Origin of the sequence: Streptomyces bauhiniae (assembly GCF_004784475.1) — a bacterium.
In the GTDB taxonomy this organism is placed as follows: domain Bacteria; phylum Actinomycetota; class Actinomycetes; order Streptomycetales; family Streptomycetaceae; genus Streptomyces; species Streptomyces seoulensis.
Map to the genome: position 1 here is coordinate 546,046 of NZ_SRRT01000002.1, position 19,707 is coordinate 565,752.

Annotated in this window: 19 protein-coding genes; 8 read left to right on the forward strand and 11 right to left on the reverse strand. The window is 72.2% G+C overall.

From position 1 onward, the window contains the following. Window positions 1-155: 155 nt before the first annotated feature. Window positions 156-1,643 carry an alpha/beta hydrolase family protein gene (locus E5083_RS07770; RefSeq protein WP_135784849.1) on the reverse strand — a complete coding sequence of 496 codons (1,488 nt, stop codon included), beginning with the start codon at window positions 1,641-1,643 and terminating at the stop codon, window positions 156-158. A gap of 87 nt (window positions 1,644-1,730) precedes the next feature. On the opposite strand from E5083_RS07770, the gene E5083_RS07775 reads away from it, so the two are divergent. Beyond that, window positions 1,731-2,678 (forward strand): MerR family transcriptional regulator, encoded by a 948-nt coding sequence (locus E5083_RS07775; protein WP_135784850.1) that lies wholly within the window; start codon window positions 1,731-1,733, stop codon window positions 2,676-2,678. Next, window positions 2,675-3,055: a hypothetical protein gene (locus E5083_RS07780; protein WP_135784851.1), complete on the forward strand. Its 381-nt coding sequence runs from the start codon at window positions 2,675-2,677 to the stop codon at window positions 3,053-3,055. The genes E5083_RS07775 and E5083_RS07780 overlap by 4 nt, the downstream gene beginning before the upstream one ends. Here E5083_RS07780 and E5083_RS07785 read toward each other — a convergent pair. Next, window positions 3,052-6,030 (reverse strand): type 1 periplasmic-binding domain-containing protein, encoded by a 2,979-nt coding sequence (locus tag E5083_RS07785; RefSeq protein ID WP_135784852.1) that lies wholly within the window; start codon window positions 6,028-6,030, stop codon window positions 3,052-3,054. The genes E5083_RS07780 and E5083_RS07785 overlap by 4 nt on opposite strands. 201 nt (window positions 6,031-6,231) lie before the next feature. On the opposite strand from E5083_RS07785, the gene E5083_RS07790 reads away from it, so the two are divergent. Further along, complete coding sequence (locus tag E5083_RS07790) at window positions 6,232-8,544, forward strand: ATP-binding protein (RefSeq protein ID WP_135784853.1); 2,313 nt, start codon at window positions 6,232-6,234, stop codon at window positions 8,542-8,544. Here the strand turns inward: E5083_RS07790 and E5083_RS07795 are convergent. From E5083_RS07795 to E5083_RS07805, 3 genes are all read right to left on the reverse strand, one after another. Next, window positions 8,508-8,972 carry a response regulator gene (locus E5083_RS07795; RefSeq protein ID WP_135784854.1) on the reverse strand — a complete coding sequence of 155 codons (465 nt, stop codon included), beginning with the start codon at window positions 8,970-8,972 and terminating at the stop codon, window positions 8,508-8,510. The two genes, E5083_RS07790 and E5083_RS07795, sit on opposite strands and share 37 nt — an antisense overlap. Next, window positions 8,969-10,753: a PP2C family protein-serine/threonine phosphatase gene (locus E5083_RS07800; RefSeq protein ID WP_244317420.1), complete on the reverse strand. Its 1,785-nt coding sequence runs from the start codon at window positions 10,751-10,753 to the stop codon at window positions 8,969-8,971. The genes E5083_RS07795 and E5083_RS07800 overlap by 4 nt, the downstream gene beginning before the upstream one ends. A gap of 265 nt (window positions 10,754-11,018) precedes the next feature. Beyond that, window positions 11,019-11,192 (reverse strand): CsbD family protein, encoded by a 174-nt coding sequence (locus E5083_RS07805; RefSeq protein WP_135784856.1) that lies wholly within the window; start codon window positions 11,190-11,192, stop codon window positions 11,019-11,021. Window positions 11,193-11,336: 144 nt separating this feature from the next. Here E5083_RS07805 and E5083_RS07810 point away from each other — a divergent pair, with 144 nt between their 5' ends. The 4 genes from E5083_RS07810 to E5083_RS07825 all read left to right on the forward strand — a co-directional run bounded on the left by E5083_RS07810 (window position 11,337) and on the right by E5083_RS07825 (window position 13,546). Further along, entirely contained in the window at window positions 11,337-11,507 is a 171-nt protein-coding gene (locus E5083_RS07810) for a hypothetical protein (protein ID WP_030805403.1), read from the forward strand. A 295-nt stretch (window positions 11,508-11,802) separates the two neighbouring features. Then, window positions 11,803-12,039: a hypothetical protein gene (locus tag E5083_RS07815; protein ID WP_135784857.1), complete on the forward strand. Its 237-nt coding sequence runs from the start codon at window positions 11,803-11,805 to the stop codon at window positions 12,037-12,039. Between the two features lie 64 nt (window positions 12,040-12,103). Beyond that, window positions 12,104-12,556: an SRPBCC family protein gene (locus E5083_RS07820; protein WP_030805407.1), complete on the forward strand. Its 453-nt coding sequence runs from the start codon at window positions 12,104-12,106 to the stop codon at window positions 12,554-12,556. A 234-nt stretch (window positions 12,557-12,790) separates the two neighbouring features. After that, window positions 12,791-13,546: a dienelactone hydrolase family protein gene (locus E5083_RS07825; protein WP_135784858.1), complete on the forward strand. Its 756-nt coding sequence runs from the start codon at window positions 12,791-12,793 to the stop codon at window positions 13,544-13,546. Window positions 13,547-13,594: 48 nt separating this feature from the next. On the opposite strand, the gene E5083_RS07830 is transcribed toward E5083_RS07825, so the two are convergent. The 5 genes from E5083_RS07830 to E5083_RS31980 all read right to left on the reverse strand — a co-directional run bounded on the left by E5083_RS07830 (window position 13,595) and on the right by E5083_RS31980 (window position 18,754). After that, the gene (locus E5083_RS07830) at window positions 13,595-15,322 is read right to left on the reverse strand and encodes a thiamine pyrophosphate-dependent enzyme (RefSeq protein ID WP_135784859.1); all 1,728 of its coding nucleotides are present in this window, start codon (window positions 15,320-15,322) and stop codon (window positions 13,595-13,597) included. An 87-nt stretch (window positions 15,323-15,409) separates the two neighbouring features. Then, on the reverse strand, window positions 15,410-16,996 hold the full coding sequence (locus E5083_RS07835) for an FMN-binding glutamate synthase family protein (RefSeq protein WP_135784860.1): 1,587 nt from the start codon (window positions 16,994-16,996) through the stop codon (window positions 15,410-15,412). Window positions 16,997-17,108: 112 nt separating this feature from the next. Continuing rightward, window positions 17,109-17,285, reverse strand: a complete 177-nt coding sequence (locus E5083_RS07840; protein WP_086691612.1) for a hypothetical protein — start codon at window positions 17,283-17,285, stop codon at window positions 17,109-17,111. Between the two features lie 78 nt (window positions 17,286-17,363). Beyond that, window positions 17,364-17,975: a sulfatase-like hydrolase/transferase gene (locus tag E5083_RS31975; RefSeq protein WP_279632452.1), complete on the reverse strand. Its 612-nt coding sequence runs from the start codon at window positions 17,973-17,975 to the stop codon at window positions 17,364-17,366. Further along, entirely contained in the window at window positions 17,948-18,754 is an 807-nt protein-coding gene (locus E5083_RS31980) for a sulfatase-like hydrolase/transferase (RefSeq protein WP_279632445.1), read from the reverse strand. The genes E5083_RS31975 and E5083_RS31980 overlap by 28 nt, the downstream gene beginning before the upstream one ends. Window positions 18,755-18,889: 135 nt before the next feature. Between E5083_RS31980 and E5083_RS07850 the strand changes: the two genes are divergently transcribed. Then, complete coding sequence (locus tag E5083_RS07850; RefSeq protein ID WP_135784861.1) at window positions 18,890-19,315, forward strand: nuclear transport factor 2 family protein; 426 nt, start codon at window positions 18,890-18,892, stop codon at window positions 19,313-19,315. Here E5083_RS07850 and E5083_RS07855 read toward each other — a convergent pair. Next, window positions 19,303-19,617, reverse strand: coding sequence for a hypothetical protein (locus E5083_RS07855; protein WP_135784862.1), 315 nt, complete (start codon window positions 19,615-19,617; stop codon window positions 19,303-19,305). The genes E5083_RS07850 and E5083_RS07855 overlap by 13 nt on opposite strands. Window positions 19,618-19,707: the final 90 nt, after the last annotated feature.

The window sequence follows — 19,707 nt, forward strand, 5'->3', positions numbered from 1 at the left end:
GTGGGACGGGCGGCGCGCGAGCGGGGCCGAACCCCGCACCCCGGCACGGGCGTTGGCCCGGCGGTGAGGTGCGGGGAACGTAACACGGAACATTCTCCAACGGAATCACTCAGGAACAACCAGAAACCAAACCCGTTCGCCCACGGAAGTGTGGATCAGGCTTCGAGGTTGCCGAGCACCCGGTTCATCGCCTCCCGTACGACGGCACGCGCCTCCTCGGTGTGGTCCACCGTCTCGAAGCCGTGCCGGCAGCGCGGGGCGGCGATGACCTCCACCTCGGTACCGCACTCACCGGCGGCGTCCAGGAAGCGTTCCACGGTCGCGTCGAGCATCGGGTCCTCTTGACCTACGCGCGTGAGCACGATCGGCAGGTCTCCCGCACCGCGCACCGCCGCTGCCGGACGGAACCGGTCGCCGTCCGTGCCGTGGCCCGGAAGCGGTTCCAGGAGTGGGTAGTTGACCGCGAGGCACCGCAGCCACGGCGGCGGGGCGGACAGCCAGGGCGCCGACAAGGGGCCGCTGCCGGAGAAGAACCAGAGGGCCACCCGGTCACCGTCGACCCGGGGATGGGCGCGGATGAGATCGACGGCTGCGGACACGTCCTCGGCGGCGCGTTCGAGGTCGTCTGGCGCGTGCATCCGGTGGTCCAATGTGACGCCCACAGCGCCCAGTTGGGCGGCGAGGCTCGCGTAGCCGGTGAAGGTCGGCCAGTCCCGTGGCGTCGGCCGGATACCGGCGGGCAGCGGGCCGCCGTGCACGAACACCACGGCGGGGCGGGCCTCTTGGCCATCGGGCAGATACAGGTCGACGTGCTCCCGGCGCTCCCGTGGCCGGTCCGCCAACTCCAGGACGAACGGCCGCAGATGGTCCGGTACATGCCCCGGAGGGAGTGCGAGGCTCTCCCCCTCGCCCGCCGCCGCCTGCCGCAGGGCCTTGGCCAGCAGGTCCGGCTCCGACAGCATCGGCCAGTGGCCGGTGGGCAGTTCGAGGAAGGTGTTGCCCGGCGCGGTGAGCAGGCTCAGACGGGGGTCGCCCAGGGACGCCATCCAGCGCAGCCGGTCGAGGGTCGAGCCGTCCGCCGGGCACAGGATTCCGGTCCTCGGGATGCGGGCGGCACGCTCGGAGAGCCGTAGCGGCTGGGTGAGAGTGGCGGCGGGCTGCGGTAGGGCCCGTGCGGCGAGCTGGTCGAGGGCGGCGGGGGTCAGCCCGTCGGTGCTGCCCAGCCGGTGCCATTCCTCGCGCGTCGGTGGCGGGACCTCGGTCGCGTCGCTCGTGGGTCGCGGCAGGGCGGGGAGTACGTCGAAGGCGCTGTCGCCGTCCTCGGGCAGCCCGGCCGCGTCCAGGTGGACGAGTCGGACCACCCGGTCCCGGCGCCGGTCGGCGGCGCCCAGTGCGGGGAGCAGTCCGTAGCCGTGCCCGACGAGCACCACGCGCTCCCCCGCCGCGTCCACCTGGCGGATCACCTCCGCGATGTGCGTCTCCAAGTCGGCCGAGCCGGCGGGACCGCCCCCGGCGAGCGTCGCGCAGAGCACCCTCGCCCCCGCCCGCCGCAGCGCCGCCGCCACCCGATCCCACACCCAGTCCCCCGTGTGCGCCTCCGGTACCAGGACGAACGCGGCCCCGGCCCCTGTGTCCCCTGTCATCCCCGACTCCTCCCACTGGTCCGGCGCGGCCCTGTCGCCGGCCGCGCGCCGCTACCGTAGGAACTCCCCCTGGAGGAGGTTCAAGGCGTGACCGGCAGTACGTCGTGGAGCATCGGGGAACTCGCCGCGCGGGCGGGCGTCACCGTGAAGACCGTCCGCTTCTACTCCGACCAGGGACTGCTGCCCGAGACCGGCCGCAGCTCCGGAGGCCACCGCCGCTACGGCCCGGAAGCACTGGGCCGACTGCGGATGATCCGCTCCCTGCGCACCCTCGACCTGCCGGTACCGGACGTGGGCCGGGCGCTGGAGCGGGACGACGCGCTGGAGGGACTGGTCGCGGACCGCCTGCGCGAACTGCGGCCCCAGCTCAGCGCGCTGCGCTGGCGGGAAGCCGCGCTCCACCTCCTCACGGACTGCTCGCCCGACGAGCGTGCCCGGCGGCTGGACCTCATCGGTGCCATGGGCCTCCCGCCCGACACCGACGTCCTCGCCCGCTTCTGGCGGCGCTGGCTCTTCCCGGCCCGGCTGCCGGCGCCCCTGCTGGCCGGGATCGTCGACACCGCGGTACCCCCGCCGCCCCACGACCCCACCCCGGCGCACGTCCTGGCCTTCGGGCGGCTGCGGGCGATCGTCACGGCGCCCTGCCCGCCGGGCCTTCTGGACCGGCCGCCCGCGCCGAAGCGGTTCAAGGACGGCTTCCGCTTCGCCGTTCTCTACTCCGGGCTCCAGGAGGCGTACGACCTCGCCGCACCGGAGCTGCGGGCCGGGCGTGCCCCGGCCGGGGGTGCGGCCCTGGACCGGTTCGTCGGTACCTGGGCGGAGGCCGGGGGCGCCCGTGACAGCGCGGCGTTCCGGCGGCGGCTGACCGGGGTCCTCGCCGACGAGCCCCGTCTCGACCACTACTGGGAGGTGGTGTCCGAGCTGGCGACCCCGCCCGGCGCCCCACCGGAGCCGACGCCGGGCGCGGCCGAGGCGTGGCTGCGCGAGGCGCTCATTGGCACGGCCGACGACCCGGATGCGAGCGTGCCCGTATGAATGACCTCGGCGACGCACACCTGCGCACCTGGGCGCTGCGCTTCATGACCCTCCTCGCGGCCGACCCTTCGGACCAGCTCGCGTGGCTGGGCAGGCAGACCGTGGAGACGAGTTCCGTGGTCGAAGAGGTGCGGCAGCTCTGCCGGATCTGGGAGGGGCTGGTGGAGCGCGGGCTGGGCGATCCCGCAACTCTCGCCGACACGCGTGCCGTTGAGCGGCGGCTCGGTGAAATCGCGGACGCGCCCCACACCGGACTCTGGGCCGACGAGCTGGCCGTGGAGCCGGTGTGGGGCGAAGTCCGCCCACTTGCCCGCCAATTCCTCCTCACGGATCTGGGCGACTGGCACCAGCCGCTGCCGCCTGCGGATTCCCCCTAAGGACGCGGCTGTGGGGACGACGGGGCCTTTCGGTTTACGTCGCACTCCTTCTCCGTCAGGGGTTCCCGGTTGCCCGCGCGGCGGGAGCAGAGGACGGTGCGGTCGTAGTGGGCGCCGCCGGTGTTGGCGACGCGGACCAGGGAGATGGCGTAGTTGTCGCGGGTGCCGGGTTCGAGGCCCTGGTCGCGGGCGTTGTCGTGGGTGACGGCGGTGAAGTCGATGCGGCCGGTGGCGAGGTTGTCGATGTTGGTGCGCAGCAGGCCGGACCATGCCTCGGCCCGCCCGCGTGGCCGGCCGTCGCCGGTCGCGGCGCGGTAGAGCACCTCGGTCGCGTCGTGCATCAGCATCGTCTGTCCGTCGCTGAGCGCGCTGTCGGTCTGCGGGGTCGCCGCGCTCAGGCCGAGGATCTTCTCCTGCTCGGGGCCGAGTTTGCGCAGGTTGTTGACGAAGATGGTGCCCTGCTTCTTGGTGCCCGGGGCGGTGAGTACCAGGTGGTAGAGGGTGACGTTGGCGGCGACGCTGCTGCGCTCGGAGTCGAACCCGGCCTGGGAGAGGTCGTCCCCGGCGAGCACCGCGATCTGCTTGCCGTTGCAGCCGGGCTCGGAGGTGATGCCGTCCATCAGCGCGTTGACGTCCTCGGTGCGGCCCGCGAAGTAGACGACCCGGGGCACCTCGCCCTCCTGGCAGATCTGGTCGACCTGGCGGCCGAGGACCGGGCGGCCGTTGCTCAGTTCGTACCGTTCCAGCCGGTCGACGCGGTAGCCCACGTCGATGAGCATCCGGGCGCCGTGGTCCATCTGCTCGCGGGTGTAGCGGTCGTTGGTGACGGGGCTGCGGCCGAGGACGACGGCGCGGCCGGCGGTGCCGTAACCATGGGTGCCGGGTACGCGCAACTGGTCCGCCAGCAACCGCAGTTGCCGTACCTGCCACTGGTCCGTGGCGGCCAGGTTGAAGAAGTTGGGCTTGTCGAGCAGCCAGGTGCCGGAGTTGGTGCCGGAGACGACGGGGAGTTCGGCCTCGCGCAGGGTCTCCAGCACCTGGTCGGTGTCGGTCATGTCGCGTCCGATGCCGACCACGCCGACGATCGTACGGTCGCGCCGCGCGACCTCCACGATCCGCTTGGCCATCGTGGCCTGACTGGCCATGTCCGTCCCGCCGTTGGCGACCAGCAGGCGCAGCTTCACCGGCTGGGAGGCGTTGTTGGCGTGCTGGGCGATGTAGGCGCCGCGCAACTCCTCGAAGCCCTTGACCAGTTGGTCGTCGTTCTTGCCCTCCGGGTCGGGTCCGCTGAGTGGACCCGCGTAGACCAGCGTGACGTAACTGCTGTTGCCGATCGCCGCGTTCTCCTCGCGGATGAGTTCCTGGAGCTGCCGTGCGACCGGGAAGGTGACCCCGCCGGTCGCCACGCCGACGCACTCGGGGCCCTTGCCACCCGGCGTCTCGACGCGGCGGGTGTCCTGGTTGGCGCCGCGCAGGTCGCTGGAGCAGTACTGGCTGGCCAGCCGGTGGTCGCGGACGCCGAGGCCGAGCCCGGTGGCCGCGAGCACGAGGGCCAGGGCGGGCAGCGACCACAGCCAGGTCCAGCGGGGGCGCCCGGTGGACAGCCGGGAGCGGCGCGGGGAGCCGACGCCGAGGTCGGGGAGGGTCAGCAGCCCCTCCGGCAGCGGCACCCGCAGCACCCACGGCAGGGTGCGGCCCTCCAGGCTGGGCGACTGGCTGACCCGGCGGGCCCGGTTCCAGCTCGCGTACCAGGCGGGCAGGTCGGCGCCCGAGCCGTGGAGGTGGCTGGCGGCGGGCTCGGCCGCGTAGCTGCGCTCCAGCAGACCGATGTCCTCGTGCCGTACGGCGGCGATCACCAGCAGCGGGTCGAGTTCACTGCGGATGCTGCGGATGTCGCTGATGGCGCGCAGGAGTTCGATCAGGCCGTTGTCGGGGGTGGCGTCGGGGAGGACGAGCACCGGCGGGGTGGGGCGCTTGCGGCCGCGCAGGTCGAGCGACCAGGCGCGGTGCGCGTCGCGCAGGTCCTCGCGCAGGGCGTGCACCCGCAACTGGAGGTGGCGGCGCTGGGCGTCCTCGTCGCCGCTGCCGGTGCGGTGCTCGTCGAGAAGGCCGCCGTCCTGGATGTCGCGTGCCACGGCGGCGACCCGCTGGCGCACCGCGCCCGGCGGCCAGAACCGCAGCAGGCGCCAGGTGAGGCCCTCGCCCCGGTCGGCGCGCGGGCCCTGGTTGAGGTAGGTGGTGCTGAGGAACCAGCGGACCTCGCGGCGCAGCCCGAGGAACACCGGCGCGCGTCCCGGCAGGATGCTCAGCGCGAGCAGCGCGGCCATCACCACGGCGAGGAACAGCAGCGTCACGTACCAGGGCTTGTCGGTGATGAGGACCGCGACGACCGCGATGAGCAGGGCGGGGACGGTACGGGAGGCGTCGGTGGCGGCGTCGCGCAGCCTGGCCGTCCACTGGATGCCGCCGGGGCGCCAGCCGGTGCGGTTCAGCCCGTGCAGCAGTTCGTCCGGCTCGGCGTCGGAGCCGGCCTCCCGTACGACGTTCTCTATGGCGAGGAGCAGCTCGCTGCGCGGGAAGGTGTACTGGCCGTACTGGCGTCCGCCGCCGCGCCAGGCGTGCGGCTCCACGTACGGCTCGCTCCCGGACCGGGCGGGCTTGCCGCCGAGCGCCTGGACGACCCGCAGGGCGCGCACCATGGGGCTGCCGCCGTCGGTGGGGTCGACGAGCGCGGACTGCCGGACGACGGCGAACGGCACGCCCCGCGACCGGAGTTCCTGCCGCAGCTCGGCGAGGCTGCCGCGTACCGCCTCGTCGCCCTCCGGTGATCCGCCGTCCGCGTACAGCACGAATTCCGGCAGCGCCATGGGGCTGCGGCGCCGGAACGCCTGGAAGATCGCGTCCAGCATCTCGATGAGACGCGGGGTGGTCGCGTAGTGCCGTCGGCTGTCTGCGCTGCCCAGGCGGGTCACCAACTCGTGCTCCTCAGGGTCGACTTCGTACTCCTTCCGGACAAGGAGTGGTGTGAAGTCTGCCCAGTTGGTGCGCCTGGCGAAGGAGAGTGGCACAAATGTGACCAGCCCGCAGCGGGACGGGCATCGGGGGACGGAAGCGGGCCTTCGGCGGGCGGCTTTGTCATCATTGCCCTTTCCCCGATCGAAAAGGGTGGGTCCCGTATGGACGAGGACTGGTTGTCCCGGCGTGTGCGCAGCGCGGAGGCATCCGTTCCGGGTGGTTTCGACCTGTCGGCGTGCGTGACCGAGCGGATTCACCTGCTGGGCGGCGTGCAGTCGTACGGCACCTTGCTGGCGGTGGACGCGGCGACCGGTCTGGTGGACACCGCCGCCGAGAACACCGGCGCGCTGCTCGGGCGGGACGCCGCCGAGCTGCTGGGGCGGCCGGTGACTCAGGTGCTGGACGCGGCGGACTGGGCGGAGGCGGTGGAGTCGGCCGTGGAGGGCGATTCGGTGGCCGTGGCCTTCCCGGTGACGGCCGGCGCGGAGCCGGTCCGGTCCTCCTTCGACCTCGGTGTGCACCGCCGGGACGGTCTGGTGATGCTGGAGTTCGAGCCGCGCGAACCGGGCGACACGCTCCGCTTCGCCGGCTTCTACCAGGGCGTCCGGCGTGCCCTGCGGCGGCTGCGCTCGGCCACCACGGTGCTGGACTGCTGCCGGGCGGCGGCCCGCGAGGTGCGGGCGCTGACGGGGTACGACCGGGTGGTGGCGTACCGCTTCGACGGGGCGGAGGGCCCCGGCGAGGTCGTCGCCGAGGACCTCGCCGAGGGACGGGAGCCGTGGCTGGGCCTGTGGTTCCCGGCGACGGACATCCCGCCGCAGGCCCGGCGGCTGTACGAGGAGAACTGGATCAGGGTGATCGCGGACGTGGACGACCCGACCGCCCGCCTGCTTCCCCCGGTCCGTCCGGCCACGGGTGAGCCGCTGGACCTGTCGGGGGCGGCGCTGCGTACCGTCTCGGAGTTCCATCTGGAGTATCTGCGCAACATCGGGGTGCGGTCCTCGATGTCGGTGTCGCTGCTGCGGGAGGGGCGGCTGTGGGGGCTGATCGCCTGCCACGGGGACACGCCCACCCGGCTGGCGCCCGAGGTGCGCTCCGCGTGCGAGCTGTTCGGGGTGGCGTTCTCCATGCAACTGGCCGCCATCGAGGAGCGGGAGCGGGCCGACGCACTGACGCGCTCCGGGCGGGACGCGTCGGCGGTGGCCGAGCTGCTGGACGCCGACGTCGACGGCTCGCTGCTGCGGCACGAGGCGGAGCTGCGGCAACTGGTCGACGCCGACGGCGTACTGCTGGTACGTGGCGGACGGGCGTCCGGGGCGGGCCTGGCGGTCCCCTCGGAGCTGGCCGCCGCGCTCGGCCGGTACGCGGCGCGGCTGCGCTCCGGTGAGGTGTGGGCGACGGACCGGCTGGGCGAGCTGCTGGCTGACGACGGCGTGGACGTGCCCCTCACGGCGGACGGTCCGGCCGGGGCGCTGATGCTGCCGCTGAGCCCGGACGGCGACTACCTGGCGTGGCTGCGCGCGGAACGGCCGCTCCCCCGCGCCTGGGCGGCCGACCCGGCTCGGCCGGTGCTGGTGGGTCCGCGCGGCGAACGGCTGACCCCGCGGGGCTCGGGCGCGGTCTTCCGGTCGATGATGCGGGGCCGCAGCCTGCCGTGGAGCACCCGGGACGAGGCCGCCGCACTCGAGATGGGCCGCCTGTTCACCCGGCTCGTACTCCGGCACGCCGACGAACTGACCGCGCTCAACGACGAGTTGCGGCTGACCAACCTGGACCTGGATTCCTTCGCCCATGTCGCCGCGCACGACCTCAAGGAGCCGCTGCGGGGCATCGCCAACGCCGTCACCTTCACCCTGGAGGACGCGGCGGACGGCCTGGACGCGACCAGCGTGCGCCGGCTGGAGACGATGCGGCGGCTGGCCGGGCGCATGGACGACCTGCTCAACTCCCTGCTGCACTACGCCCGGATGGGCCGGGCGGGGCTGATGCGCACCGACGTCTCGCTCGACGAGATCCTGGACCGCGCGCTGGAGGTGGCAGGCCCCCGCCTGGCCGAGGAGGGCGTGGCGGTACTGCGTCCCGAGCCGCTCCCCCGGGTGAGCGCCGACCCGGACCGGGTCTACGAGATCCTGCTGAACCTCCTGGTCAACGCCGCGAAGTACGCCGCCGACCGGCCCGACCGCACGGTGGAGGTCACCATGGAGGACGCCGTGCCGCCGGGCGCGGATACGCCGGTGCCCGCGGTGGTGGTGCGCGACAACGGGATCGGCATCGCGGCGGAGCTGCACGAGGAGGTCTTCGACCTGTTCCGGCGGCTGCACGCCCCGCAGGAGCACGGGGGCGGCACGGGGGTGGGCCTCGCCGTGGTCAAGCGCATCGTGGAGCGCCACGAGGGCCGGCTCTGGCTGCGCAGCGCCCCCGGCGAGGGCGCCGCCTTCTACTTCACGCTCGGCGAGGAGGGGCCGGCGGACTGACCCCTGTTCTGCTGCCAGTAGTCCAGGGCGCCCTTGAGGACGGTACGGAAGAGCTCGAAGTTGAGCGGCTTGTAGATGTAGCTGTCCGCGCCGGCGGCGTAGCAGGCGTCGACCTCGGCCGGGGCGGTGGAGGAGGTGAAGACCACCACGGTCATCTCCGCCAGCTCCGGCCGGGCGCGCAGCGACTTCAGCACCGCGAAGCCGCTCATGCCGGGCATGTTGAGGTCGAGCAGCACGATGCCGGGTACCTCGGGGGCGGCCAGCAGCCGGTCGACCAGGCCCTCGCCCTGCGAGGTGAACTCCAGCCGCAGGTGGGGGTGGGTGCGGGACACGGCGCGCTCGATGGCCTCCGCGTCCTCCTGCGAGTCCTCCAGGACGAGGACGCGCCGCATGTCGAGCGGCCTCGCGAGGGCGTGCTCCGGTGTCATCGCTGTCCTCTCACCCGTGCGATCAGCACGGCCGTGTCGTCGTCGCCCAGGTGCCGGAACGCCGAGGCGGCCGCCACGATCCCGGCGGCCGGGTCCTCACCGCCCGCCAACTCCCGTACGGCGGCGGGCAGATGTTCCTCGAAATGGGTGCCGTCGGCCGACCGTGCCTCGATCAGACCGTCGGTGAACATCATCACGGCGTCCCCTTCGCCGAGCCGCATCCGCACGGACTCGTACGAGGTGCCGGGGACCACGCCGAGGAGCAGGCCGTGCGCGGGCACCTCGGTGACCTCGCCGTCGGCGCGGCGGAGCAGCGGGAAGGGGTGCCCGGCGGCGGCGATCTCGGCGTCCCAGCCGCCGTCGACGGGGGTGAGCACCGCGACCAGGGCGGTGACGAAGCGGGACGCCCGCTCGTCGGTGAGCACCCGGTTCAGCCTGCTCAGCGCGGGGCCGGGCCGGGTGCCGTCCTCCAGCAGGGTGCGCAGGGTGTGCCGGGCCAGCGCGGTGAAGGCGGCCGCCTCGGCGCCGCGTCCGCACACGTCGCCGATGAACAGCGCGACCTTGCCGCCGGCTGCGACCACGTCGTAGAAGTCGCCGCCGACGTCGAGGCTGGTGTCCCCCACCTCGTAGGCGGCGCTCAGTTCCAGCCCGGCGACCTCGGGCAGCGCGCGGGGCAGCAGATGGTGCTGCAACAGCCGTACGTGCTCGCGCCGTTGGGCGTAGAGGGTGGTGGTGTCGATGGCGAGGGCGGCGCGGCCGGCCAGGTTCTCCAGGGTGCGCGGGTCGGCGATGCCGTCGTCCTCGCGGCCGTAGAGGAAGGTCAGGGTGCCCAGGGTGCGGCCGCGGGCGCGCAGCGGACTGACGCTGAGCGCGGACACGGCGAAGGCGGGGTCGGCAGCGTCCGGGGCGAAGGGGCCGCCCGCCAGGTCGGCGCCGCGCAGCACCACGCTGTCGCGGCGGGTCGCGCCGGCGCACAGGGTGGCGTCCAGCCAGGCGTCGTCGTGCGCGATCCCGGCGAGCCGTTCCTGCGCGGTGACCGCGACATGGGCCACCGCGACCGGCTCCAGTCGCCCGTCGGGACGGAAGAGGTGCACCGCGCAGCCCTCGGCCACGGCGGGTACGGCGAGCCGGGCCACCCGGCCGAGGGTCTCCTGTACGTCGAGGCTGGCGTCCATCTGGAGCGACGCCTCGGCCAGGAAGGCGTCCCGCGCCTGCCGCCGCTCGTCCGAACGCGCCGCGAGTATGCGTTCGTTGCTGGCCATCAGCACATCGGCCACCTGCGCGAGCTGCTCCCCCAGCCGCTCGACGGTCGCCGCGTCGGGCAGGTTCTCCAGTCCGACCCAGAGCCCGGCGGTGTCACCGGTGGCCAGCGGGAAGACGCACTCCAGCACCACGGCGGCCTTGGAGTCGAGCAGCGGCCCCGCCACCAGGGCGAGGTCGGCCCGCTCCGGCCCGGTCAGGTCGTACACGCGGGACAGCGGGCCGCTGCCGGCGTCCGGAGTAGGCGGGAGGCCGGGGCCGCCGGGCCAGTCGGGTGCCGTGGGGAGCCAGGTGACGGGGTCCTCGCAGCCCGCCGACAGCATGCGCATGTACTGAGGTTCGCCTACGCCCCAGCGGGCCCCCACCGCGACGGCCGCGCCGGGGAGCTGGATCAGTGCACGGTACACCTGTACCGCTATGCCCGTGACGTCCTCGACGGCCATGGCGTTCAGCCAGAGCTGGTGCAGCCATCGCCACCAGGCACCGGGCGCCTGGCGGGACGGACTCGCCGGAGTGTTCACGCAGGTCTCTCCATGGGTCCCCATGCTAGGCGCAGCGGTCACCGGGACACCGGACGGGGTGCTCGCCCGGAAAACGCACGGAATTCCCCGGAGGGAAATCCTGCGGCCACGGAAAGGGCGGGTGTCACGATTTCATACAGCCCTTGGTGACGAATGGGCAACGATTCAAGAATGGCCGGGCACGAAAGAACGGCGTGCGGCGAAACCTCACACCTGAGCGGTGCGGGTTCCGCTGCACGCCGTTCCTCCGGAACGCGCCGCGGATTCAGTCCTTGGCGGCGTCCTTCAGCTTCTCCTTGGCCTGGCGGGCGTCGCCCGTGGCCTGCTCGGCGCGGCCCTCGGCGGTCAGCTTCTCGTTACCCACCCCGCGGCCCGCGGCCTCCTTGACCTTGCCGCTCGCCTGCTCGGTCGTGGCCTTGGCCTTCTCGCTGGCGCTCATGCCGCTCACCTCTCGCTGTGCCGCTGTTGCCTGACGAGAAGGCGGATGACCGCGCATCGGGCCCGTAAACCCCGTGAACCAGATGTAATTCATGTGTGTGCGCGGCGAGGATGCGGGCATTCGGCGGTCAGGAGGTTGATAAACATGGTTCCCCTGCTTCTGGTTCTTCTTCTGGCTCTGATTCTTTTCGGTGCGGGCTTCGCGCTCAAGGCACTGTGGTGGATCGCGGTGATCGTGCTCATCGTGTGGGTGCTCGGCTTCATCGTGCGTCCCGCCGGCAGTGGCGGCCGCAAGGGCCGTTGGTACCGCTGGTAAAAGTGGTACCGCTGGTAAAAGCACGCCCTGTGCGATGAAGTGGCCCGGCCGGATTCGGCCGGGCCACTTCGCTGTGCCCGGAACGGGCCTATCGCCGCGCTTGGTGGGGTACGAGGAGAACGTCGGCCCCACGGGGGACCGCAGTGGAACCTGCGACCTCCTGCCCCCGTGGGGCCGACCCGCGTCCACCGTGCCCCTCCCCCGGCGGCGTCACCCCATTGCTCCGCACCGCGTGCGCCCGTCACGGCCGCCCCGGAACGTGGTGCAGGTGTCGTCGAGCCCGTGAGGGAGAGTCATGATCATCAAGTTCCTGTACGACAAGGGTCTGCGCAGCGAGCACGCCAACACCGTCGCCTGCGCGGCCATCGGCCTGTCCATCGCGTCCTGGTTCACCTCGCGCAAGGTGGAGGCACAGGGCCTGGACCGGGCCGACCGGTGGGGCATATTCGTCGCCACCTGGCCCGCGACCTGGTTCGGCCTCGGCCAGGCGCTGAGCCAGTACGAGCGGACCGTCATCTCCTTCGGCCGCTGACGGCGAAGTCGCGGGCACCGCACCCACACCGGCCGGAACCGGCTACAGCCAAGGAGAAAACGGCATGTCGCACGTGGAAGAGTCCATCGAGGTCAACGTCCCCGTACGGGACGCCTACAACCAGTGGACACAGTTCGAGGACTTCCCCCAGTTCATGGACGGCGTCGAGCGCATCGAGCAGCGCACCGAGTCCCTCCTGCACTGGAAGACGAAGATCGCCGGGGTCGAGCGGGAGTTCGACGCGGAGATCGTCGAGCAGATCCCCGACGAGCGGGTCGCCTGGGCCAGCATCGGCGGGGAGGCCCGCCAGGCCGGGGTGGTCACGTTCCACCGCCTGGACGACGGCACCACCAAGGTCATGCTGCAGCTCGACTACGACCCGGAGGGTCTGGCCGAGAAGGTCGGGGACAAGCTGGGCTTCGTCAAGCGCCAGGCCACCGGCGACCTGAAGCGGTTCAAGTCCTTCATCGAGGAGCGGGGCGGCACCGCGACCGGCGAGTGGCGCGGCGAGGTCTGAGCGGATCTCCGGACGAGGGGCGGGCTCACGCGAGCCCGCCCCTCACCGTGAAAAGAATTGGACGCGGTCATGACCGACCGGATAGCTTGCACTCGACCGTGACACCGCCCGAGGAGGTGAGACCCATGAACGCTGTATCGACGTGGGTGCTCCCCCTCATCCGTCACGGCCGGCGACTGACGTAGGTGTCGCCGGGAGCGCCTCCACAACTGGGCACTCCCGAAAGGCACCACCATGAACTCTCTGCGCTTCACCGCCGAGTCGTCCTCGGACGGCATCCTCGAACGTGACTTCACCGTGGGCGACGTCCCCGGCATCCTCTGGTCCCCCGCGGCCGCCACCGGCCCCGCGCCCCTGGTCCTGATGGGCCACGGCGGCGGCGCGGCCAAGCGGCACCGCGCGATGGCGGGCCGCGCCCGCCTGCTCGTGACCGGTTGCGGCTTCCACGCCGCCGTCCTCGACGCGCCCGGCCACGGCGACCGGCCGCGTTCCGCAAGGGACGCGGAAGACGTCGCCGCGCTGCGCCGGGCCCAGGCGGCGGGCGCACCGGAGGCCCCGGTCGTCGTCCCGTACAACGTCCGGCTGGCCGAGCAGGCCGTGCCCGAGTACCGGGCGGCGCTCGACGCCCTCCAGGAACTCCCGGAGATCGGCACCGGCGGGCCGGTGGGCTACGTCGGCATCGGCCTGGGCATGGCGATCGGAATGCCGCTGGTGGCGGCCGAGCCCCGGATCACGGCCGCGGTCTTCGGCATGACCTGGCCGGACGCCCTGTTCGAGGCGGCGAAGCGGATCACCGTCCCGGTGGAGTTCGTCATGCACTGGGACAGCGGGCGCATCCCACGCGAGGCGAGCCTCGCCCTGTTCGACACGTTCGGCTCGGCGGAGAAGTCCCTGCACGCCAACGCCGGTGAGCACGTCGCCTGGCACCCGGTGGAGGCCGACAGCGCCACCCGCTTCTTCGCCCGGCACCTCGCACCGGCCCGGCCGTGAGACGGCGGCGCCCGGTGCACTCACCGGGCGCCGCCGCGGCGGTCCTCCCTACCGGCCCGAACTCGACAGGTTCTCCTTGACCTTGGCGATGGCGAACCCCCAGCCCTGCTGAACGGTCGCCTTGCCGGGTACGGCGATCTCGTCGGGGTTGGTGAGCACGTCCAGCAGGACGGGGCCCGGCTCGGCGAACGCGCGCTTCACCGCGTCGGTCAGTTCCTCGGGCCGGGTGACCCGGATGCCGGTGATGCCGAGGGCCTGGGCGACGGCCGCGAAGTCCGGGTTGTCGAGGACCGTGCCGAACTCCGGCAGCCCGGCCTGTTCCTGCTCCAGCTTGACCATGCCGAGGCGCTGGTTGTCGAAGACGACGAGCTTGACCGGCAACTGCTCGGTACGGATGGTCATCAGGTCGCCCAGCAGCATGGACAGCCCGCCGTCCCCGCAGAAGGCGACGACCTGCCGGTCCTTGTCGAGCATCTGCGCGCCGATCGCCTGCGGCATGGCGTTGGCCATCGAGCCCAGGTTGTAGGAGCCGAGCAGCCGGCGGTCGCCGCGCATCTCCACGAACCGGGAGAGCCACACCGTGGCCATGCCGGTGTCGGAGGTGAAGATGGCGTCCTCGTCCGCGACGGCGTCCACCGCCAGGGCCAGCGCCTCGGGCCGTACGAGGTGCGAGCGGTTGTCGAACTTGGAGCGGACCTTGCCGATCAGCCCGCGGTCGTGGCCGGGCGAGGCGAGGTCGCGCTGGCCGTCCTGCCACTTGGTGAACTTCTCGCGCGCGGAGTCGAGATGATCCCGGTCCGTGCGCTGCTGGACGCGCTCCAGCAGCCCGCGCACGGTCGGGCCGACGTCCGCCGCGAGCCCGACGTCCACCGGCACCCGGCGCCCGATGTGCTCGGCGACCCGGTCGATCTGGATCACCTTCTTCCCCTCCGGATACCAGTCGCGGTACGGGAAGTCCGTGCCGAGCAGCACCAGGGTGTCGGCGTGGTCCATCGCGTGGGCGGCGGCCGGGTTGCCGATCAGGCCGGTCTGGCCGACCTGGTACGGGTTGTCGCCCTCGAAGCCCTCCTTGGCCTTGAGGGTGATCACCATCGGCGCGGCCAGCCGCTCGGCGAGGGCGAGCACCTCCTCGCGGCAGCCGCGCGCTCCCCGGCCGACGAGCAGGGTGACCTTGCCGCCGTCGTCGATCACGGAGGCGGCCTCGTCCAGCGCGGGGTCGTCCGGCCGGTTGGCGGAGCCGGTCAGCGACAGCCGGACCGGCCGGTCGTCGGGCAGCTCCAGGTCACCGATGTCACCGGGCACGGTCAGCACGGCGACCCCGCGCCGGCCGACGGCGGTGCGCACGGCGACCTCCAGCAGCGCGGGAAGCTGCGCGGGCGAGGTGACGGTGGCGCGGAAGACGGCGACGTCCTTGAAGAGCAGGTCGTTGTCGACCTCCTGGAAGTAGTCGGTGCCGATCTCCGCCTGCGGGACCTGTCCCGCGATGGCCAGGACCGGCGTACCGCTCTTCGCGGCGTCGTACAGGCCGTTCAGCAGGTGGACCGAGCCGGGACCGACCGTGCCCATGCAGACCCCGAGCGTGTCGGTGAGCTGGGACTGGGCACCGGCCGCGAAGGCCGCCGCCTCCTCGTGGCGGCAGCCCACCCAGGACACGGCCTCGGAGGCGCGGATGGCGTCGGTGAAGGGGTTGAGCGCGTCGCCGACGACGCCGAACACCTGGCGTACGCCGAGTTCCTCCAGCGTGTCGACGACGAGACGGGCGACGGTGCGGGCCATGGGGTGCGTCCTCTCCGCGGGCCCTTGCGGCCCGCTGCTGCTGTACGGCGGACGGTGTGCCGCCGTACCGGTACGGGTGCCTGCGGTTCAGCCGGCGAAACGGTCCGGGTCGGCTGCTTTCCATTCGGCGGCCCAGGCGGCGGGCGGCCGCTCGATCAGCTCGCCGGGGGCCAGCCACTCGTAGAGCGCGGCGTAGGAGCGGAAGTCGCCGGTCGGGGTGTCGCGGCGGCGCAGCATCTCCGGGCGCAGATCCCCCGGGTCGGTGACGCCCATCGCGGCCATGATCTGCTGGGCGCTGCGGACGGTCGCCTCCTGGTAGCGGCGGACCCGGTCGGACTTGTCGGGCACGTCGAGCGCGCGGGCGCGGCGCGGGTCCTGGGTGGTGACGCCGGTGGGGCAGCGGTTGGTGTGGCAGCGCTGGGCCTGGATGCAGCCGACGGCGAACATCATGCTGCGGGCCGCGTTGGTGTAGTCGGCGCCCATGAGGAGCCGCTTGACCAGGTCCGAGCCGGTGGCGACCTTGCCGCTGGCGCCGACCCGGATACGGTCGCGCAGCCCGGCGCCGGTCAGCGCGTTGTGGACGGTGATCAGCCCCTCGGTGAGCGGCATGCCGAGGTGGTCGGCGAACTCCAGCGGCGCGGCGCCCGTACCGCCCTCGGCACCGTCGACCACGATGAAGTCGGGGGTGATGCCCTCGGCCAGCATCGCCTTGCAGACGGCGAGGAACTGGGTGCGCGAGCCGGGACAGAGCTTGAACCCGACCGGCTTGCCGCCCGCCAGCTCCCGCATCCTGGCCAGGAACCGGACCAGTTCGCGCGGGGTGTGGAACTCCCGGTGGTACGGGGGTGAGATCACCGTCTCCCCCTGCGGGACCCCGCGCACCTCGGCTATCTCGGCGTTGACCTTGCCGCCGGGCAGGACGCCGCCGATGCCGGGCTTGGCGCCCTGGGACAGCTTGAGCGAGACGCACTTGACGGCGGGGTGGGCCGCCTTCTCGGCGAACTTCTCGGCGTCGAAGCCGCCGTCCTTGGTCCGGCAGCCGAAGTAACCCGTACCGATCTCCCACACGAGGTCGCCGCCGGGGCGCAGGTGGTACTCGGAGAGGCCGCCCTCGCCGGTGTCCTGGGCGAAACCGCCGCGCGCCGCACCGGTGTTGAGGGCGAGGACCGCGTTGGCGGAGAGGGAGCCGAAGCTCATCGCGGAGACGTTGAGCAGCGCCATGTCGTACGGCTGGGCGCAGTCGGGGCCGCCGATGCGGACCCTGGGCGGTGTGTCGGGGGTGTCGACGGGGGCCATCGACGGCACCAGGAACTCGTAGCCCCGCTGGTACATGTCGCGTTCGCTGCCGAAGGGCTCCTCGGCGTCGATGCCCTTGGCCCGCTCGTACACGATGTTGCGGGTGTCGCGGTCGTAGGGGCGGCCGTCGAAGTTGCGCTCGACGAAGTACTGCTGGAGTTCGGGGCGGATCGCTTCCAGGAGGTAGCGGGCGTGGCCGATGACGGGGTAGTTCCGCAGGACCGTGTGGCCGCGCTGGAGCAGGTCGTAGCTGCCCAGCAGGCCCAGGGCCGCGAGGACGCCGGCGGCGAACCACCACCAGGGGGACACGAGGACGGCGGCGGACACCGCGGCCGCCGCACCGATCAGAAGGAGACCCACGGCTCCGAAACGCACCATGCACTCCCCGATAACCGCTGCCGGGGCTCTCATGCAGGGGCCGGGTAAGGAACGCACATGAGTTCGGCCCGGCCGCGCCGAGCAGCCTCTCGACTGCCCGACGCGCAGGGCTTCAGCGTCTGCGGCCGCGCGTGCTCCAGCCGGCACCGATGCCCGCGACATGCAGGGCCAGCAGGGCGAGGCCGATCAGCATGACGTTGGTCGAGCTGAAGGTGTCGTTGGTGGAGATGTCCGCCGCGTTGATCAGAAAGGCGATGAAGAACAGGACCGCCGAGATGATGGCCAGCACGATGTGCTCCCCTTCGGATGAGTGAGGTCTTCCGGAACACAGACCGGATGCCCGTGAAGGGGGGCGCCAGTCACCCTTTCACCGCCCGGCCTTCGCGCACGCCTCACTGCCCTCGCATTGCTGAAGATCCGTCAATGTCTTGTGCAGCGCGGCTTGTTGGCCCTTCGACAGGGAGGACGCCCGGTTGTGCAGCTCGTCCGGGTCGTTCTTGGTGTCGTAGTACTCGCGCTCGCCGTCCGCGTACTCGACCCACAGCGCGTCCGGGGTGCGGATGGCCTCGTAGGAGGGCGGGTTGCCGCTGCTGTCGGGCGCCGCGTCGGGGTCGTCCTTCTTGGAGGCGGGGTGGTGGTGTTCGATCAGCACCGCCTGGCGCCAGTCGGTCACCTGCTCGCCGTGCAGCAGCGGGACGAGGCTGCTGCCGTCGGCCGTGGCGCTCGGCTTCACCCCGGCGAGGTCCTGGAAGGTGGGGCTGAGGTCGACGTTCGCGGCCGGCTGGGTGATCTTCTTGCCGGCGGCCACGCCTGGCCCGGCCACCACGAGCGGCACCCGGATGTCGGTGTCGTAGGCGGTCTGCTTGCCGGGGCGCAGCCGGTGCTCGCCCATGTGAAAGCCGTTGTCGGAGCTGAACACGATGTACGTGTTGTCGGCCAGCCCATTCGCCTTCAGCTCGTCGCGGACGCGCCCGACCATGTCGTCCACGGCTTGCACCGAGCGGGCCCGCTTGGCGAACTTGCCGTCGATCGACCGCTGTTCGTCGGCGGAGAGGGGCTTGAGGCCGCTCTGCCACTTGGGTGTCGGTGCGGGGCGAAGGTTGCCAGTTCGAGCACGAAGGGCTTCTTGGCCGCCGCCGAGGAGTCGATGAAGGAGGTCGCCTTCTTCGAGACCACGTCGGTGAGGTAGTCCTCGGGGTCGTGGCCGTACCTCACGACCTTGCCGTTCTCGTTCAGGTCGTAATTGAACTCGGGGTAGCCGTTGCCGGCCACGTCCCACTCGTCCCAGCCCGGCGGGACGTACGGCTTGTCGGTGCCGTGCTGGTCGGCGGGGAGGTAGCCGTTGAGGTACTTGCCCATGAAGCCGGTGCGGTAGCCGGCCTTCTGCAGGGCCGGGCCGTAGCAGTCCCGCTCGTTGCCGTTGCGGTTGTACGCGCCGTAGCCGCCGTCGTCGCCGTTGTTGGTGAACACCCCGGTGTTGTGGGGGAACTTGCCGGTCAGGATCGAGGAACGGGACGGGCAGCAGAGGGAGTCGGTGACGAAGTAGTTGCTGAACGAGGTGCCGTCGCGCTGTAACTCCTGCACGTGCGGCATGTACTGGACGAGGTTGGTCGCGAGGTCGTCGGTGAGTACGAAGACGATGTTGGGCTTCTTCGCCTCGGTGGCCGTCTCGCCGTGCGCCTCGGTGTTCGCCGGTGCGCTGCAGGCGGCGAGCAGAAGGGCTGCGGCTCCTACGCCGAGCAGCCGATGTCGCTTCATCGTGGAGGGTCCTCAGGGCCGGAGCGGATCAGGTCGGCTGCACCGTAGGAACCAACCTTGTCGAAACTCTGTGGCAGTCCCCGGCCCTGCGGGCAGGAGTCGAGGTACGTGTTCCCGAGTGGAGGGTGTGACGAGATGAGCGACCAGAACGAGAGCCCCGCGGACGTCGTACGGGCGCTGTACGCCGCGCTCGGCGAGGGTGACATCAAGGGCGTCCTCGCCCGGCTGGCCCCCGACGTCACCATCGACGAACCGAACCGGCTCCCCTACGGCGGTGTGCACCGGGGCCGCGAGGCGTTCGCGGAGGCGGTCCTGGGCGGGATCACGGCGCACGCGGACTTCACCATCACCGGCACGGACGTCTTCGAGGGCCCGGCCGGGATCGTCGGCCGTCTCACCGGCACCCTGAAGGCCCGCTCGTCCGGCGAGGAGTACCCGCTGACCCTAGTCGAGATCCACCGGGTCGAGAACGGCCTGGTACAGGAGATCGATGTCTACACGAAGAACCCGGAGGGCGTGGCGGAGTTCTTCGTCCACGCGGAGACCCATCACTCCGGATGATCCGCGTCAAGCCGGGCCAGCCCCTCCTCCCACCGCCGCCGTCTCTCCTCCCCCGACTCCTCCCACCACGGCCTCCCCCGCTCCCCCAACGCCACCTTGGCCCCCTGCACCCGCCCCCGCGCCACCCGCTCCGCCTCGGCGTCCTCGGCGTCCCGCACCCCGCGCCGCCCGGCCATGAGATGCCGCCGCAACCGGGCGGCGGCCTCCTCGGGCACATCCGGGTCCGTCGCCCGCCAGCGCCGGCCGTTGATGACGACGAAATGCCCGTCGGGCGTCTTCTCAGGCGGGGGTTTGGCGGCCATGCCGCTGATTGTCGCGGGCCGGCGAGGCGGGGGCGAGCGCGAAACTTCCTTGGGCCGTGTGGAAGGCCCTGGTCGCCGCCCTGCTGATCA

Bases quoted from the DNA above. Each gene is read 5' to 3' on its own strand.
- E5083_RS07770 (WP_135784849.1), bottom strand. From the start codon at position 1,643: ATGACAGGGGACACAGGGGCCGGGGCCGCGTTCGTCCTGGTACCGGAG.
- E5083_RS07780 (WP_135784851.1), top strand. From the start codon at position 2,675: ATGAATGACCTCGGCGACGCACACCTGCGCACCTGGGCGCTGCGCTTC.
- E5083_RS07790 (WP_135784853.1), top strand. From the start codon at position 6,232: ATGGACGAGGACTGGTTGTCCCGGCGTGTGCGCAGCGCGGAGGCATCC.
- E5083_RS07795 (WP_135784854.1), bottom strand. From the start codon at position 8,972: ATGACACCGGAGCACGCCCTCGCGAGGCCGCTCGACATGCGGCGCGTC.
- E5083_RS07805 (WP_135784856.1), bottom strand. From the start codon at position 11,192: ATGAGCGCCAGCGAGAAGGCCAAGGCCACGACCGAGCAGGCGAGCGGC.
- E5083_RS07810 (WP_030805403.1), top strand. From the start codon at position 11,337: ATGGTTCCCCTGCTTCTGGTTCTTCTTCTGGCTCTGATTCTTTTCGGT.
- E5083_RS07815 (WP_135784857.1), top strand. From the start codon at position 11,803: ATGATCATCAAGTTCCTGTACGACAAGGGTCTGCGCAGCGAGCACGCC.
- E5083_RS07820 (WP_030805407.1), top strand. From the start codon at position 12,104: ATGTCGCACGTGGAAGAGTCCATCGAGGTCAACGTCCCCGTACGGGAC.
- E5083_RS07825 (WP_135784858.1), top strand. From the start codon at position 12,791: ATGAACTCTCTGCGCTTCACCGCCGAGTCGTCCTCGGACGGCATCCTC.
- E5083_RS07830 (WP_135784859.1), bottom strand. From the start codon at position 15,322: ATGGCCCGCACCGTCGCCCGTCTCGTCGTCGACACGCTGGAGGAACTC.
- E5083_RS07835 (WP_135784860.1), bottom strand. From the start codon at position 16,996: ATGGTGCGTTTCGGAGCCGTGGGTCTCCTTCTGATCGGTGCGGCGGCC.
- E5083_RS31975 (WP_279632452.1), bottom strand. From the start codon at position 17,975: ATGGTCGGGCGCGTCCGCGACGAGCTGAAGGCGAATGGGCTGGCCGAC.
- E5083_RS31980 (WP_279632445.1), bottom strand. From the start codon at position 18,754: ATGAAGCGACATCGGCTGCTCGGCGTAGGAGCCGCAGCCCTTCTGCTC.
- E5083_RS07850 (WP_135784861.1), top strand. From the start codon at position 18,890: ATGAGCGACCAGAACGAGAGCCCCGCGGACGTCGTACGGGCGCTGTAC.
- E5083_RS07855 (WP_135784862.1), bottom strand. From the start codon at position 19,617: ATGGCCGCCAAACCCCCGCCTGAGAAGACGCCCGACGGGCATTTCGTC.